General features: G+C 43.0%; 15 protein-coding genes. 8 read left to right on the top strand and 7 right to left on the bottom strand.

What is annotated here, in order from left to right; all coding sequences use genetic code 11:
• Positions 1-97 precede the first annotated feature (97 nt).
• Positions 98-535 (bottom strand): RrF2 family transcriptional regulator, encoded by a 438-nt coding sequence (locus MMU05_RS03195; protein ID WP_241140222.1) that lies wholly within the window; start codon positions 533-535, stop codon positions 98-100.
• A 165-nt stretch (positions 536-700) separates the two neighbouring features.
• On the opposite strand from MMU05_RS03195, the gene MMU05_RS03190 reads away from it, so the two are divergent.
• Positions 701-1,327 (top strand): class I SAM-dependent methyltransferase, encoded by a 627-nt coding sequence (locus tag MMU05_RS03190; protein ID WP_241140221.1) that lies wholly within the window; start codon positions 701-703, stop codon positions 1,325-1,327.
• A gap of 59 nt (positions 1,328-1,386) precedes the next feature.
• On the opposite strand, the gene MMU05_RS03185 is transcribed toward MMU05_RS03190, so the two are convergent.
• The 5 genes from MMU05_RS03185 to MMU05_RS03165 form a co-directional block, all read right to left on the bottom strand.
• The gene (locus tag MMU05_RS03185; RefSeq protein WP_241140220.1) at positions 1,387-3,657 is read right to left on the bottom strand and encodes a TonB-dependent receptor domain-containing protein; all 2,271 of its coding nucleotides are present in this window, start codon (positions 3,655-3,657) and stop codon (positions 1,387-1,389) included.
• Positions 3,658-3,816: 159 nt separating this feature from the next.
• Complete coding sequence (locus tag MMU05_RS03180) at positions 3,817-4,191, bottom strand: hypothetical protein (protein WP_241140219.1); 375 nt, start codon at positions 4,189-4,191, stop codon at positions 3,817-3,819.
• A gap of 85 nt (positions 4,192-4,276) precedes the next feature.
• On the bottom strand, positions 4,277-5,371 hold the full coding sequence (locus MMU05_RS03175; protein WP_241140218.1) for a hypothetical protein: 1,095 nt from the start codon (positions 5,369-5,371) through the stop codon (positions 4,277-4,279).
• Between the two features lie 70 nt (positions 5,372-5,441).
• Positions 5,442-5,639 carry a DUF542 domain-containing protein gene (locus MMU05_RS03170; RefSeq protein ID WP_241140217.1) on the bottom strand — a complete coding sequence of 66 codons (198 nt, stop codon included), beginning with the start codon at positions 5,637-5,639 and terminating at the stop codon, positions 5,442-5,444.
• 129 nt (positions 5,640-5,768) lie between these two features.
• Positions 5,769-7,565 (bottom strand): hypothetical protein, encoded by a 1,797-nt coding sequence (locus MMU05_RS03165; protein ID WP_241140216.1) that lies wholly within the window; start codon positions 7,563-7,565, stop codon positions 5,769-5,771.
• Positions 7,566-7,892: 327 nt separating this feature from the next.
• Between MMU05_RS03165 and MMU05_RS03160 the strand changes: the two genes are divergently transcribed.
• Positions 7,893-9,266 (top strand): hypothetical protein, encoded by a 1,374-nt coding sequence (locus MMU05_RS03160; protein ID WP_241140215.1) that lies wholly within the window; start codon positions 7,893-7,895, stop codon positions 9,264-9,266.
• A 12-nt stretch (positions 9,267-9,278) separates the two neighbouring features.
• On the opposite strand, the gene MMU05_RS03155 is transcribed toward MMU05_RS03160, so the two are convergent.
• On the bottom strand, positions 9,279-9,515 hold the full coding sequence (locus MMU05_RS03155) for a hypothetical protein (protein WP_241140214.1): 237 nt from the start codon (positions 9,513-9,515) through the stop codon (positions 9,279-9,281).
• 43 nt (positions 9,516-9,558) lie between these two features.
• On the opposite strand from MMU05_RS03155, the gene MMU05_RS03150 reads away from it, so the two are divergent.
• From MMU05_RS03150 to MMU05_RS03125, 6 genes are all read left to right on the top strand, one after another.
• Positions 9,559-10,938, top strand: a complete 1,380-nt coding sequence (locus tag MMU05_RS03150; RefSeq protein ID WP_241140213.1) for an MBL fold metallo-hydrolase — start codon at positions 9,559-9,561, stop codon at positions 10,936-10,938.
• A gap of 397 nt (positions 10,939-11,335) precedes the next feature.
• Positions 11,336-12,235 carry an SDR family NAD(P)-dependent oxidoreductase gene (locus MMU05_RS03145; RefSeq protein WP_241140212.1) on the top strand — a complete coding sequence of 300 codons (900 nt, stop codon included), beginning with the start codon at positions 11,336-11,338 and terminating at the stop codon, positions 12,233-12,235.
• A gap of 45 nt (positions 12,236-12,280) precedes the next feature.
• Positions 12,281-12,745: a phosphate-starvation-inducible PsiE family protein gene (locus tag MMU05_RS03140; protein ID WP_241140211.1), complete on the top strand. Its 465-nt coding sequence runs from the start codon at positions 12,281-12,283 to the stop codon at positions 12,743-12,745.
• Positions 12,746-12,793: 48 nt separating this feature from the next.
• Complete coding sequence (locus MMU05_RS03135) at positions 12,794-13,570, top strand: glucose 1-dehydrogenase (protein ID WP_241140210.1); 777 nt, start codon at positions 12,794-12,796, stop codon at positions 13,568-13,570.
• Positions 13,571-13,596: 26 nt separating this feature from the next.
• Positions 13,597-14,394 carry an SDR family NAD(P)-dependent oxidoreductase gene (locus MMU05_RS03130; RefSeq protein WP_241140209.1) on the top strand — a complete coding sequence of 266 codons (798 nt, stop codon included), beginning with the start codon at positions 13,597-13,599 and terminating at the stop codon, positions 14,392-14,394.
• A 60-nt stretch (positions 14,395-14,454) separates the two neighbouring features.
• The gene (locus MMU05_RS03125) at positions 14,455-16,185 is read left to right on the top strand and encodes a hypothetical protein (protein WP_241140208.1); all 1,731 of its coding nucleotides are present in this window, start codon (positions 14,455-14,457) and stop codon (positions 16,183-16,185) included.
• Positions 16,186-16,195: the final 10 nt, after the last annotated feature.

Raw genomic sequence — 16,195 nt, 5'->3', positions numbered from 1 at the left:
TACTTTTATCCTTTATGATAAAAGTCATGCTTTTCCAGATAATTAAAACCAGCCGCAAATATTTTATAAAAAGGTTATTCCCTTTATGAGAAAAAAATCAGGCCAACCTTGCCAAAACCGTCGACCCGTCTCCTACTTCCTCAGCAAGCTGTTTCAGACTTTTGGAAGTCAGCATATAATGAATATTGGAGCGGACTTTGACAATTTCAAAATGCAACGGACAGGGATTTTGTTCTGAGCATTGATTCAGCCCCAAGCTACAACCCTGAAAAAGTTGATCACCATCAATGGCCAAAACAACGTCTTTCAAGGTTTTGAATTCATGACTTTTATCTACATAAAAACCACCGGTGGGACCCTTGAATGAACCGACCACATGCTGTCTCACCAACACCTGAAGAATTTTAGCCGTAAATGCATCCGGCGCATCTATTTCCTGACCGATCTCCTTCGCCCCTACTTTTTTTCCCTCCAAAGATTGCTTATGGATATAAATAACCGCTTTGATTGCGTATTGACAGGTTTTTGAAAACATATGAATAAGTTGTTTGACTCGACTGACAAGATTAGGAAAAGAATCCCAAATAAAAGATATTTTCATCTTATTATCGGTAATTTTTATTACAAAACAGAAAATGGTTTTTTCAGACTTTTGAATAATTTATTTAGTCAGAAAAAATTCAAATTCCGATATCCAATCATGGCAAATATTGACAAAGAGCAGCATTGGGAGAAAATCTACGAAACAAAAAATTTTACCGAAGTGGGTTGGTATCAGAAAACACCTACTGTTTCCCTATCCTTCATTGAAGAATCGAAAATCCCAAAAACCGCCAAAATCCTTGACGTGGGCGGTGGGGACAGCTATTTGGTTGACCACCTTTTGGATTTGGGGTTTGTGCATATCCATGTCCTCGATCTCAGCCGCAAAGCCATAGGAAAAGCCAAGAACAGGTTGGGTGAAAATGCTACAAAAGTAACTTGGATCAATTCCGATATCCTGATGTTTGAGCCCAAAGAAAAATTTGATGTATGGCATGACAGGGCAGCGTTCCACTTTTTGCTTGACCCAAAAGAAACACAAAAATATGTTCGAATAGCCAATGAGTCCATTTCCGAAGACGGATTGATGCTTATCGGGACTTTCTCTGGCCAAGGCCCTACACATTGCAGCGGACTGCCAGTCAGACAATATTCGATAGATAAATTAACAGAAGTTTTCAGCCCATATTTCCAGAAAACCAAATGTTTCCAAACCGACCATATCACCCCCGGCGGCGCAAGGCAACATTATACTTTTTGCGGTTTTAAAAAGATTGGAAAATAGAAAAACCGGTTCCCATCGAGAACCGGCTTTTCAAACCAAACAACAATCAACACTATGTATTAAGGAAATTTGAAACTTAACATCAGGAAGAAATTTCTTCCCGGAGCAAAAAGCGGCAAACCGGTGGAGGGAATCGGTCTGTTCAAATGCTCATAATAAGTTTCATTCAACAAGTTTTGTGCACCGCCCTTGATAGCGACAACGGAGGAAACCGCATAACTTACGTCAATGTCCAAAAGCGTAAACCTTGGACTTGCCTTTTCACCAAAGCTTCCGGAAACACGGTTTTGCCCAACGACATGCCTCAGCCTGATGGCGGAATGCAACTTATTATCCAAATGGCTGCCCAATATAGAATACCTGATATCCATCGGGGCGATCTCGGGCAAAGCCTCCGAAATCACCAGATTTTGCCCATAGGTATATGCCACCATCAATTGATGGCTGATTCCGTAAAATAATGCCTGACTGAATGCCGCCTCAAATCCCGTTTTGACAGCCCGGTCCACATTGACATATTGCCTTACACCTGGACTTGTCGGGATTCTTGGCTTCAGTTCAGTTTTTTCAGCGGTGATATAATTGGTAAGGTAAGCCGCAAACAAGTTGACTTCGGCTGTAATTTTTGATTTGCTAAATCCAAAAACCAAATCGACTTGGTTGTTGGTTTCCGGTGCCAAATCCGGATTCCCCAGCATTTCATAAGGATCAACTCCCACAGGGAAATAATTGATAAACCGCTCGGTGATGCCGGCACTACGCCTGACACTGGCCAACCACAGTCCTGCATTGAAATTCTCTCCCAAATCCCGCTTGATTCCTGCGGAAATCCCCGGATTGAGTTGGGTGATGGATTGGGTAGGATTGACTTGGACAAATTCCTCCGCATTGTCTGAGGCTTGTGCATGGTTCACATCCAACCTTCCCGCAAGACTGACCACATAATAACCGACCGGTGCATGATAGGAAGCAAAAGCACCGGTTTTGGAAATTCTGGAATCCTGCCATGCATTGTCATATAAAATCTTCCCTGCATTTGGCCCCATCAAAAATTCTCTTTCTCTAGTTCCTTGGGCCGCCTCCGACCTAAAGTCCGCTCCTGCGTACAATTTAGCTTTTTCCAATTGCCAAAGACCTTCTGTTCTGGCGCCAAGATTTTGGGTGTTGGCCGGGGTTTTTGCATTCATCATGCGGGGATTGAGTTCTCTCAACCCATTGTCCATCAAGTGGTCCACAAAAGTGAAAAATCCTGAGGTGTTCCAATTTTGTAGTTTTCTACCTTGAAAGGTTTTGGAATGTCTTAAGCTCCCCATCCATGTATCGTCTGACCGGAGGTCCATCGCCAAAGTCGGAAAATCCACATCCCTAGCAAAATTCCTATTGACTGTCACCTGCAAAAGATCAGAATTTGAAATCTTAAAATCTCCAAACATCCCGACAGTTCCTCTTTGGAAATTTGCTGGAACAATATTCCCATCTCCGTCAACGTAATCAGTTCCTTTTGACCAAGAACCAAGTACACCGATATCATATTTTTGACCGTTGAAACCGACCCTTCCCTCGTTTCGGAATACATTTCCATTGGATTCATACATGGTCGAAAACCTTGCGTTTGCACCTCCTTGGGAGGTGAAAAATGGATCTTCCTGAATGAAGTTGATCGTACCTCCCAAACCGATACCATATCGGAGTGCATGTGGCCCTTTTAGGATTTCAATCTGCTTGATTCTGTTTAGCGCAATCTGCGAAGTCGGGGGATCCATCCGATTGGGACAGGCAGCATTCGCAGACTGCAATCCATCTATGACAATATTGAGTTGGTCGTATTTGAATCCTCTCATCACTGGGTCAAAAGCAAATGCGCCGCTTTTCCTGATGGAGGAAACTACTGGATTGAGATTGAGAATGGCTCCGGCGTCATGGTGAAGCCTTTCCTGATCTGAAATCAGGATTTTCTGATCTTTTTCTTCTGTCATTTTAAGAGAAATGACTGACACCGGCTGGAGGTTGAGGATATTTTCTTGACGAAAGAGAATTCCCGTTTCTAATACTTTTAATAGCGAGCTTTCCTCCAAGGTCCATTTCCCATAATTAATGTGGCTAAAATGGATAGAAGTTCCTGCCTCATACTCCAATTGGATAAATCCTTTTTCGTCAGAAAGTCCCTTTTGGGAGGCATAATGGTAAATAAGTCCGATGATCGGTTCTTGGGTTTGCTGATCCAGAACCTGAAATTTTTTAAGGTTTTGGGACAATGAACTATTGATGGACAAGGCAAGAAAAAACATCGCCAACAAAATGGATTTTTGGAATTGTATATAAGATTTCATGATTGAAAATTCTTTTGGATTGAAATATTTTGAACAGACAGACCCTGGCCAACTCTGTTCTGAGGTAGTTTCAGTATTGACCGCATCGTGAAAGCTTTCCTCTAAAAGCAATGACTTTTGGGACTAGAATTTCTGATGTGGTTGTAGAAAATCAGGAGGTCAACCTTGCGGTGGGTGAAAAAAATCGTCGATGTTCAAAAGCTGGTTTTGATTTTCATCTAAATCTCCAAAAACCAGATCAATAGACTTCCAAATCGGTAGGATGTTAAAAGCAGTAACGGGCATGCTATAGATGAGCAGGAACCCCTCAAAAGCAACTTTTTGTTGGTTTTCCTCTTGGTCTTGCGCCTGATCGAGTCTCTTGGCTAGTTCACACTTGCCGTTACATTCGAGTTCAGGCCGGTCCTGATTGATGCAAAAAAGGGCAGAAATTTCCTCCCTGTTCATGTGAAAATTTGCCTGAATCACTGAATACGCCATGCCGTTGAGCAGGAAAATCAGAGAGAAGACGATATGTAAGGTACTTTTCAACATGACAGGCAATTTGTGCTATTAATCTACTTCATTGTGTGATTTTGGTCACAGGATTTGGTGTTTCTATATACTCATTGCATACACTTTACTTGAAACTTTTGACGGTACCCAATTCTCTTTGGCTGAAAATCATTTTGACCACAGTGATGACCGCCATTAGTGCAAACATGCCCAAAATGGCCCATCCAATGAGCATGCCAAAGAAAGTCCTCCACTCCGGCAAGCCCATCAAACTGAATGCAATCCTTCCCAGCAAACTCAATTGGAATACTGCCCACCCTATCCAAAGGATGGGATGAAAGGGGTTTTGCCTGATATTCAGGACCATCGGGAGTATGGTCGGCGCATGTGCCCAGATCATTGAGAATGTAAATCCCAAGAAGAATGTATGGATATACAGGTCGTAATACAAAGCATGAGACTCAAAGAAACAAAGCACAATCCCGTGTAAAGTCAGCCAAACATAGCCCACTTGGAGACCGATGCCGATGTATTTGAATTGATCGGCTTTCTTTGAAGCGATCTTTGCCATGTCAAAATAAAGCAGCCAATAAGAAATCAGAATGGCCGAAGCTCCCATGAGGATATTTCCATACCGGTGAAAAGGAAGCCATATTCCAAGAAAAAACAGGGCCAATAATACAAGTAGGCCATTTTTAGCAGACTTCGGAGTGGGAAGGAATTTGCTGAGCTCCAGTCTTTCCCCAACAATCGTAAACAAAATAAACCCCATCCACCAAGGAACTGCTGCGGGTACAAATCCTGAATAAAGCAAAACAAAATTTCCTATCATCCAAAGTACAGCCCCCATTGTCATCACATATTGGTAGATAACAGGATGTCTGACTGACTGCAAATACATGATGGCCATCAATCCCAAGCTTGCGCCCAATAACAGTCCATGACCAAAAGCGGGCCATCCCGGCACCAACAACAAAGCCGGGATGGAAAGCCCACTTAGGAGGGGAATAAGCAACCATATTCTGTTTTTCATGACCATGGCCCGCTCTAGGGATATGAGCGTTCCCAAAAATCCACCTACCATCAAAATCCCGTGATTAGCCGCAGTACCAGGGACCATCATCCCGAGGTACCCAATCCTGACCCATCCTCCTGCGACGCCCAAAACCAGGGCCAACACAATGAGGGGAAAAAGATAAATGCGTTTGAGCAGTTGCATGTCCGGATCTTATTGATGATAGGATTGGGATTTGGTCAATTTGTCGAGGTGAAATATTTTGATTTTTTGATCAGGAAAGGTCTTGGACGATAGCCTCAGCCATGTAGTCCAAAATCACTTCAGGGCTGATATGCTTCTTCTTGCAAACCTCCTTCAGGGTTTTTTCCTGACAATTAGTATAATCAATCCCAAGCTTTTCAAAAACCCCGATTGCCCTGAAGTCGGTGTCGACTATCTCGCTCATTTTAAATTCTTGGAAATTTTTCATCTGCAAATCGTTTAGAGGATGTTATTATCTTTTATTTTATCAAACTTTAGGGAGCTTTCGCTCCCCTTCATTTCTATACAAATATAATAGAAAAATATTATCGGATAATAATATCCTTTATTATTTTTTTTAGGCTTTCACAATTTCAAGACCAGCGATTTTTTCTTTTAACTCCAAGAGCTGAGCCTTCATAGTCTCTATCACTTCCTCCGTATCTATTGGGAAAGAAGCAACCAAATCTTGGTAGTATGCAATTCCCTGAGAAAGGTTGGTTTTGAATTTTTCAATATACGTTTCAAACTTCTGCGTTTTTTCAGGAATAGATTTACTGAGCTCATGTTGGAGATGTTGGACATAGAGTTGCAGTTCTTTCACAAAAACCTGAGGCCTTTCGGGATCGAGAACAATGGCAGCTTTTCCATAAATATGGTCTAACATTTCCTTCAGGCTGAAAATTCCTTTGAAATAGGCAAGGTTAGGTCCTGGACAGATGGTGACTGCCTTCAGGTTTCTCCTTGGCTCTTCTCCCTGATTCAAAATCACTGCAGCACTCAAACCTTCACAGAGGCAGTCTTTTACCAAAACTTCATCTATTTCATATTGGGTCGTTTTGCCTTCAGCATAATCTTTCAATTTGAGATTTTGGTATTCGCGCGAAGCGGTACAGATGGGTTTGGCTGAAAACTCCGTGCTGAAAGACAGGAATTTCTTATAGCAGGGACTTCCGGGTTTGTTTTTCTCAATCCTTGAAAGCCGCTGTTCTTCCCCGCTGCTTGTCCGGAGATTATTGAAAGGGATACCCAATGGAGAGGCATGACTCAGGTAATAGTCTGATTTTCGGGATTGAACCAACCTGTCCAAGGTATCCTTGTCCACGCTTGTAGCCTCGGGAACGAGCAAAAACGGACTGCCCCACCCTGTTCCGTCAAGTTGGTAATGGTCTATCAGAAACTTGTCTTCTGCTGCAGAGCCGATCCCACCCTGATAGGTGATTTTCGGTATGGTATCTTCCGGAAGCAGGTTGTTTCCTTTATCAGTCAGGGCCTTTTGGCAGGTATCAAACAATACCTGTCTCAATTCCGCCCTGTTGTTTTTGAACTCTTCCAAAATCGGACCGATCAGCAAACCGTCCGTGGCAAAGGCATGACCTCCACAGTTGAGGCCTGATTCGATCCTGAATTCCGATACCCACAATCCTTTTTTGGCCAAATATCTACCCTGGATCAAAGCTGAGCGATAGTCGCTAACTTTGAGGATGATTCCTTTTTTGATTTTCCCATTTGCATCAGGAAAAAAATCAGCAAACTGCTCTGCATAGCCGTAGAGCGCAGGATTCATCCCGGCAGAAAACACAACAGAGGATTCTAGGTCACTTTCTGCAAATCCCCTAAGGGCGGAGAGTGCATCGGAATATTCCCTTGGCAATTCATTTCCTTCTTTGTCAAAGTTGATTTTGTCTACTTTTGTCATGATGTTGACATCAATTTTCCCGGGGGAAATGGCGACTTTCAACCTGTTTTGGATGGCCTCTTTGGCTTCTCCCACTTCTTGCTTCATTTTTTCATAAAGCAATTTCATGCCATGACTGTCGGGCAATAAATTGAAGTATTCATTGATGGCAATGCCGTATTCAAAAGATTGGGATTTGAGGTCCTCCATTTGCTTATTGACCGCATTGTGCAAGAGATTGAGGTAGGCTTTGATCCGGTTGGCACGGGAATCCTCTGTCTTGTCTGCAATCGGCAGGTAAGGAATCTCCAGCTTTCTGCTGTAAATGCGCCTCAGGTCTTCCAGCATGTGGTCATCCATGATGGAGACTACAGAGGATATTCCGTATTTGGCAACTTTGATCGGGGTGTCAGCGGTAAAACCCAATCCCATGACCGGGATATGGAAACTATGTGCGGTTGTCGGGGAATTGAACATATGCGAGAGCTTGATCGGTTTTTTTATACTTAGGACAAATATGAAGCAGGCAAAGCTAAAGGCATTGGGAAGCCAATTAGGAAACCTCCATCATTAGAGAATATGATTTTGGTCAGGAAAAATGAAAATCGGGGCCTCGTAAATCACGAGGCTTTTCCCAAAAACTGGTGTGATAACCATAAGTTGACTGAAAAAAAAGCACACCACATCCTAAAACCTAAGGAGTAAGACCTGCGTAACAATTTTTGGCAATTATTTAATTTCAGTTGTTTATTCTATTCAATTGTCCTTTTCTTTGATTCTCTTTATCCAACTTTATAATACTCTATGAAACCCAACTACTATTTCTCCATTTTCCTCTTTTTCCTTGCCTTTGCCCTTAATACCCAAATGAATGCGCAGGGAATCTATACCGCAAGGGGATATTGGGAAGAATCAAACAAAGAAACATACCGGATCATCAAGCAGAAAAGCAATACCGGCATCGCCCTGACAGCAGATGAAACTTCCTATTTACAGGATTTCGAGACTTACCTTTCCAATTATTACCAGCGTCTTTCAGAAGATGAAAAAGCCTTTTATTCCAAAATGAAAGAGCAATGGGACAGGGAACTCATGGGGCCCGAACAAAGAATTATCGTTGAAGAAGAATTTGAATGGAGGGGAAGAGATTATGCGACCAATATCTTATATGGGGCATATTACGGGGCAAGTTTGGTAGGCATCGCAGAAATCAGCAGTGCAGCCGTTGTGGGAATCCCCTTATTGACAGGTGGGCTTTGGGCATTGGGACCGGTCATGGTACCAAAAAAATATGAAAACATCAACCGCTCTGTCATCCGGGCAAGCAATACAGGAAAATTTCTCGGCCTAATCTATGGTGGATCTTTGGCATTGATGATAGGTGGAGGTCAAGACTATACAGACCAATTGGCACTTGGACTTTCTACATTGGGAAGCATTGCATTGGGTGAAGTGGGTTTCAAATTGCAGAAGAATAGAAACTTTTCAGAAGGACATATCGAGCTTGTCAGGCATTACGGCATCATAGGACCTTGGATTGGTGCAGCGGCTTTGATTACGGCAGAATCCGAAAACTCAAATCTATATGGCGCCGCACTCTTGGCAGGTGGGGTCGGTGGAATCCTTGTCGCTAATAAGGTGTCCAAAAAATATGATTACACCAAAGGAGATATAGACAATGTATCCGCCATGACCCTTGCTGCTACAGGTATTGGTTTTGCAATTGCTGCAGAAACCTTAAACGATGATGCTTCAGGTGCTGCAGTATTAATTCCTGTGGCAGGTACTGTAATCGGTACCATTCTTGCCCAGAAAGCAGTCAAAGGAGTCTACCTCAACAAAAGACAAGGAAGTACCATCGCACTTTCTACAGGCGGTGCGGCACTCGTAGGGCTTGGGATGGCAGCGATTTTTGAGGCGGAATCCGCTGCTGTGTGGATTGGAGTTCCTTCAGTTCTTGCCTTAGCGACACAACAAATCCTTTTCAATAAATATAAAAAAGAAAACCTTGCGGGAAATCTCCTAAGCAAAATCAACAAGGACAAGCCCTACAAATTCACCATGAAGGTCACTCCTGAAAATTACTTTGTCAACCAAAGAATGGCTGTTCCTTCAGGAATCATCGGGATCAATTCCAATGTTTCCAATCCATTGGTCAACCTGAAACTGGCATTTTAAAAGTTATTCTTCTCATCCTGAGATTCTAAAAAGTAATCTCCAAAATCCAAAAAAGCCGGAATCTTTAGAAATTTTCAAGAAATCAATTGAGAATTTCCAACGGTTGCGGCTTATTTTTATTATTAAAAAAATCCCCAAACCCAAATTCCAAAAAATTTGTTTCGTGCCAATAGTCACACCAAATGGGCTAACTTGTCCGTAAACTTGTACTTTATTAAAAGATGGACCTGTCCCAAAAACAGTTTTCACCTTCTTTCATTTAAAAAATTTAAAACAAAAAATAATAAGAATTATGTTCTTCGAATTAGTTTATGACAAAAGTCTGGCGCAAGCGAGTTACGTGATCGGTTGTCAGGCAAGCGGCATTGCAGCTGTAATTGACCCAAAAAGAGACGTGGACACTTACCTCAACATTGCCAAAGCAAATAATTTTAAAATCACCCATATCCTGGAAACACACATCCACGCCGATTTCCTTAGCGGTTCGAGAGAACTTGCTGCATTAACAGGGGCTGAGATGTACCTATCGGATGAAGGTGACAAGGACTGGAAATATGAATTTCCACACAACAAAATCAAGCACGGAGATATCATCAAATTGGGCAATATTACCTTCGAAGTGCTCCATACACCGGGTCATACCCCGGAATCCGTCAGCTTCCTGTTGACCGACAGACCGGCCACCACCGAACCTGCGATGCTCTTTACCGGAGATTTCGTGTTTGTGGGAGACGTGGGAAGACCGGATCTATTGGAACAGGCTGCCGGAATAAAAGGCACCCAGGATATCGGAGCTGCACAGATGTATGATTCTCTCCAATCTTTTGCCAAACTCCAAGAGTACATTCAGGTTTGGCCGGGTCACGGTGCAGGTTCTGCCTGTGGCAAAGCATTGGGAGCAGTGCCGATGACGACTGTCGGTTATGAAAAAATCAGAAACTGGGCATTGAACCTGCTCGATGACAAAGCGGCATTTGCCAAAGAACTCCTTGCTGACCAGCCTGAGCCACCAAAGTACTTCGCGATGATGAAGAAACTGAACAAGGTGGACAGAAAGCTGCTGACTGAAGTACCAAAAATCAAAAACCTGTCAAAGGATGAATTTGCGAAAGCCAAGAAAGAAGGCCTAAAAATCATCGATGCCAGACCATGGGAGGAATATGCCAAAGGTTTCCTAAAAGGCACGCTTAGCGTCAGCAACAACAACTCTTTCTCCACTTGGATGGGTTGGTACCTGAACTACGAAGAGTCTTTCGTATTGATAGCCGCAGAATCTGAAATCGAAGACCTGACCAGAAAATTGATGCGAATCGGTTTGGACAACATCCATGGATTTATCACTCCGGATCAGTTGGCTTCGTTCGAAGCAGGTCATCTCGAAAGCTACAATCCTATCGACAAAGAAACTGTCAAAGCAAAACTTGAAAAAGGAAACGTGCAGGTAGTCGATGTCAGGGGTGTGGCGGAATACAAAAAAGGAAAAATAGATTCATCGGACAACCTCTTTGTGGGTAAACTTCAATTGAACCTTGACAAAGTATCCAAAGACAAACCTGTCATCATCCACTGCCAAGGCGGTGCAAGGGCTGCTATCGCCTACTCTATATTGAGAGCCAATGGATTTGACAATATCCTGAACTACTCCGGCGGCTACAACGACTGGACAGCTTAAGCATATTTGATTCCCAAAACCAACTAAGGAGGACTGAAAAGTCCTCTTTTTTTTTGTGGTGTTTTTTCTATCAAAGTCACAAAGCCGCAAAGGAAAACGCTTAACCTTTCAATAAAGCACACGTTGCGCCACTTTGCGAAACCTTTGTGTCCATTGCGGTTAAAAGAGGAATATCACCCACCAAAGGACACCACTCCCTCCTATTAAAACCCTCCGGCTTACAGGATTCAAAACCAAATTAGGCTTCAAAATTGAATGATGTTTTCTATGATTATTAAAAATAAAAATATTTTTTTTATTTTTAATTTCTTTATTATTTTTGACTCACAATAGACGGAGAAAAGCACCAAAATTCTTCCTGCAAAGCTCTTGAACAACCTCCTTATTCTTTTCAAGTATGAAACAACAAGGAATTAATCCTGTATCCCCTGATGCTTTTTTCCCAAATAGGCTAAAGGAAAAAGTTTTATTCATCACCGGTGTTGCCAAAGGAAGTATAGGGGGAGCTACTGCTATCCGGGCCGGCAGGGAAGGTGCCAAGGTTTTTTGCGTAGATCTCAAAGAAAAAGAACTGCAGGAAACCTGTGATCAAATAAAGGTGGAAGGAGGAGATGCATTTCCATTTTTGGCAGATGTCCGTGACCCTCTTCAGGTAGAAATTGCGGTAAAAAAATGCGTCGAAGTTTACGGTAAAATAAATCTAGTCTTAAATGCTGCAGGTGTAATGGATGGAAATGATCCGTCAAAACCTCAGGATTTTGAAAACAACCTAAACCTTCTCCCCTCTCCTATTCACAAAGCCACAGACGAATACTGGAAAAATGTGATGGATGCAAATATCAACGGACTTTTTTATTGTTTGAGAGCGCAGTTAAATCAGATGGTTAATCAAGGAGAGGGAGGAAGCATTGTCAATATCAGCTCCATCGCAGGGATCATCGGATTACCCGGAAATTGCGCCTATTCAGCCAGCAAACATGCCGTCACAGGATTGACCAGAAATGCCTCCATCGATTATGCCCCATACGGAATCCGGATCAACTCTGTGAATATGGCTCAAACTGACACCCCAATGGTTTTTCGTGCCATGGAATTTGTGAAATGGGCAGTAAGTCAAGGAAAGGGAAGCGGAATGGCCGGATTGAAGTCCGCCAGCCTTCTTTCAGCAAATGATCCACAGCATAGGGGATCGACTCCCTGGGAGCAAGCCGCCACCATTTTATTTCTTCTTTCAGACGACGCAAGCAATATCACAGGATCATGCATAGCGACAGATGGTGGATGGACAACTTATTGATTCGATCCTCCGGATTTATCAGAACGTCTAAAAAAACTTTAAAAAATGAAAATCATCTCACAATTGACCCTTTTGACAATTAGGATTTTGATCTTTTTCCTAATCATTATTTTGATTGTGAGCTTATTGGAATTGGGAGGAATCATAGTAAAAGCGATTCTGGCAAGTGACGAAATCTTCATTTTCCGCGATAGCCCCTTGGTTAAAGAAGGACTTTTTCTTGCAAAAGTCCAGGGTTTGATCTCTGCAGTACTGCTTATCACCATCCTCATTGAACTCATCGGTTCCTTGGTAGAATACATCAAAGAAGGAAACGCAAACTACATAAAAATCATAGTTGAAATTGCACTCATTGCATTGCTCAGGCACCTTTTAGGACTTGATGTAGAGCATGTTGCAACAGGCACATTGTTAGGAATTTCTGCACTCCTACTAGTTCTCGGAGGGTTTTACTACCTCTTGAAAAAAATGCCTGCTGAGGCACCGGCAGGTGAACTTACAAAAGAATAAATAACCATTCACGACTATTCAGCTAACTCTACTAAAAACCAATTATTTATGGAAATCAATCAATTATTCAACCTTAAAGGAAAAGTAGCCATTGTTACCGGGGGCGGCAATGGAATCGGAAAAGCCTGTGCGATCATGCTTTCAAAAGCAGGCGCGTCAGTAGCTGTCAGTGACCTCAAAATAGCCGATGCCCAATCCGCCGCGGACGAAATAGTAGCCCTGGGCGGGAAGGCCATTGCCGTGGAATGCAACGTAACGGAAGATGCACACTTGGTCACTTTGGTAGAGAGAACTAAAAAGGAATTGGGTGGTGTCCATATTCTTGTCAACAACGCCGGTGGCGGTGGAGGAGGCAGAGAAAGCCCATACAAAATCTCTGTTGATGACTTTGCCTGGAGGTTCAAACTCAATGTGTATTCCGCGTGGAGACTCTCCCAACTTTGTGCGCCGCTTATGAAAGAAGGTGGATACGGATCCATCATCAACATCACCTCTATGGCAAGTATCAACAAAAGTCCAAACATGAGTGCATATGCTTCTTCCAAAGCTGCGATGAACCACATGACTGCCAACCTCGCCTTGGATTATGGAGTTGACGGCATCCGTGTCAATGCAGTCGGCCCGGGAGCTACCAAAACAGCAGCATTGGCCTCCGTCCTGACACCGGAAATAGAAGCCAAAATGCTGGCACATACGCCAATCAAACGCCTTGGAGAAGTCGAAGATATCGCCGGAGCGGTACTTTACTTTGCAGCCCCTGTTTCCGAATGGATAAGCGGTCAGGTACTTTTTGCCAATGGAGGTGGAAATCAGACTTTGGATTAATTCAAAACCTTAAAAAATAAACCAATATGTCAGCCATAGAAAAACTTTTTTCCTTTGAAGGAAAAGTAATCATCATCACAGGCGCTGCAGGAGCTATCGGAAGCACCGCAGGCCATCTTTTTGCTTCCTTGGGTGCCAATGTCGTCATCTCAGATCTCAATGGAGAAGGCGCCATAAAAGTAGCGGCGGAAATCGAAAAGAAATCCGGTAAAAAGACCTTGGGAATCAAAACAGATGCTACAAACGAAGCAGACCTTGAAAACCTGGTCAAAACAACCATAGACAAATTCGGAAAGATTTCAGGTTTGATCAACAACGTCGGTTGGGGAGCCAATACCCCTATTTGGGAATCGAATTCTGAAAAAATGGTCAAGTCCTATTTGCTCAACACCGTAGGCTCCTATAACCTCACCAAGATGTGCATGCCTTACCTTGAAAAAGAACCCAATGCCTCTGTGGTATTTTCAGGATCAATGGTGGGCGTATCCCCTTCTCCTGAATTCATTGAATACAGCACCGCAAAAGCTGGATTGATGAATATGGTCCGCAGTATGGCGGTTGTTTCGGGTCCAAAAGTAAGGTTCAATACCGTTTTGATCGGTTCGGTGGACAATGGAGACAGCACATTGGCAGCCGGATACACTCCGGAAATGCTAAAGGCACTTTCAGATATGTTTGTAATGAAGCGCCGTGGGGCTCCTATTGAGATTGCTTATGGAATGATGTTTTTGATGAGTGATGCTGCACAATGGATTACAGGAATTGACCTGAGGATTGATGGCGGAGGATCTTATAAAAGTAAAATGCCTACCAACAAAGACTAATAACTGCTACAAATGGTACGGATTGAACCCTCCATCCGTACCGTTTTTTTCTAAAACCACATGAAAAACCTTTACACAAGTTTCACTCTGTTTTTGCTTTTTACTTTGTTAAGAATCCCGGCATTTGGACAGATAGACCAAATATTTGGGGTTGAAGTAGTGCCTAACACCGTGGAGGGAAGCCCTATCCGGGCTGTTGTGATTCTTTTGGAAAAAGACGGGAAAGAATACCTGGCAGATTCCCTTGAGATCCAGGCATTTTACGATGCTTTCAATATCAAACCAGGCAGTGTTTTTAGACAATTTTCTGTGGATTTGGCGATCTCTGTTTTCTTGAAGCAAGAAGAAATCAAATCCGCCGGCTACAAAGTATACACTCCCGAAATTTCCGGTCCTGTAGTATTGGTGATCCGATCATCTTTTTGGAGTGAGGGAGAGAAAAAGGAAAAAGAATCCAAAAAGGATCTTCCTTTTCCTACCCTTATTGAGACCGAAAGGACTAAATTGACCTTGATCCTCAACGGTGCAGTTGGTTTTTACCATGACCAAAATGCGTTTTTTTCGAAAGGTGCTGAATTTACCCAAGGCAATACCGTAGCAAACAATCCTGCAGGTCGGGGACCGAGATTTTGGGGGGAGACATTTTTAGAGCCGGGTATTGCAGGTATCACCCAATTGGGCAAAAGCAAAATATATCCCTATGGGGCAGTGACATTTTTGGTTTCCGGAAGAAATTCCAGCGACATCTATTCAGAAGGGATCGCCGGAAAAGGAACAATAGAAAGGCTTTATGGAGGAGTCCTTCTTCCTCAATTGGGCAAAAGCCAACAACTCCATATTGACCTATCGGCCGGGAGGCAATTCTTTCAACTCAATGACGGCTTCTTATTCTCGAGATTTTCGGGGTCGGCAAATGCCGGCGAGAGGGGAAGTGTGTATCTGAATTCAAGGACAGCTTTTCAAATGACCGCTTGGGCAAAAGTCCATTGGAAAAAATTCAATTTCTCGGCATACTATGTTGAGCCACAGGAATTATTCAAAGATAGACAGAGCGATACCCGGTACCTTGGCGGGGGTGTATCCTACAATGACAACAAGCATCTGGACCTGGCACTTCATTACATCACCATCAATTCTTCAAAGGCCACCTACGCCACTCCGGACGGGAGGATTTCTTTAGAGGGATTGCAAACCATCAATCCGAAAGTCTGGGTCAATAACATTGCAGGAACGGGGATTTTTGTCAAATCAGAATACGCCTTCCAAAGGAACCGCAATGCGGATATGGTGGCAAACGGCTGGTATTTGGGAGGAGGAATAGTGAAGCAGGCTTGGAAAAAAAGCCCTTCCCTGTACTATAGGTTTGCTTTTATGCAGGGAGACGATCCTGAGACAACAAGATTTGAACGCTTTGATATCCTCCAGGGAGGCGGTTTGGGCAACTGGATCCAAGGGATCAACTTTAAGAAAATACTTGGGGACGGGAATCTCTTGACCCATAGGATCGAAATGAAAGCTTTCTTAGCCAAAAACATGGACCTGAGCTTTGACTATTTTATCCTGATGGCCGATTCCAAAAGTAACTTGGGTTCCCTCGCCCCTATTGCTACTCTTCAGGATAAAAATTTCGGACAGGAATTTACCACTACTTACCGCTACTTCTTCAAAAGAAATTATCTGTTTCTTGGCTTATTTTCTTGGGCAAACCCCGGAAAAGCAATTTCATCCAGCTTTGAATCCAATGTATATGATTGGTTTACATTCCAAGCCTCCACATTCATGTTTTTCTAAAATCAAAAAA

The organism is Cognataquiflexum rubidum (assembly GCF_022538115.1).
GTDB lineage: Bacteria > Bacteroidota > Bacteroidia > Cytophagales > Cyclobacteriaceae > Cognataquiflexum > Cognataquiflexum rubidum.
This window is presented reverse-complemented; position numbering and strand designations above follow the sequence as displayed.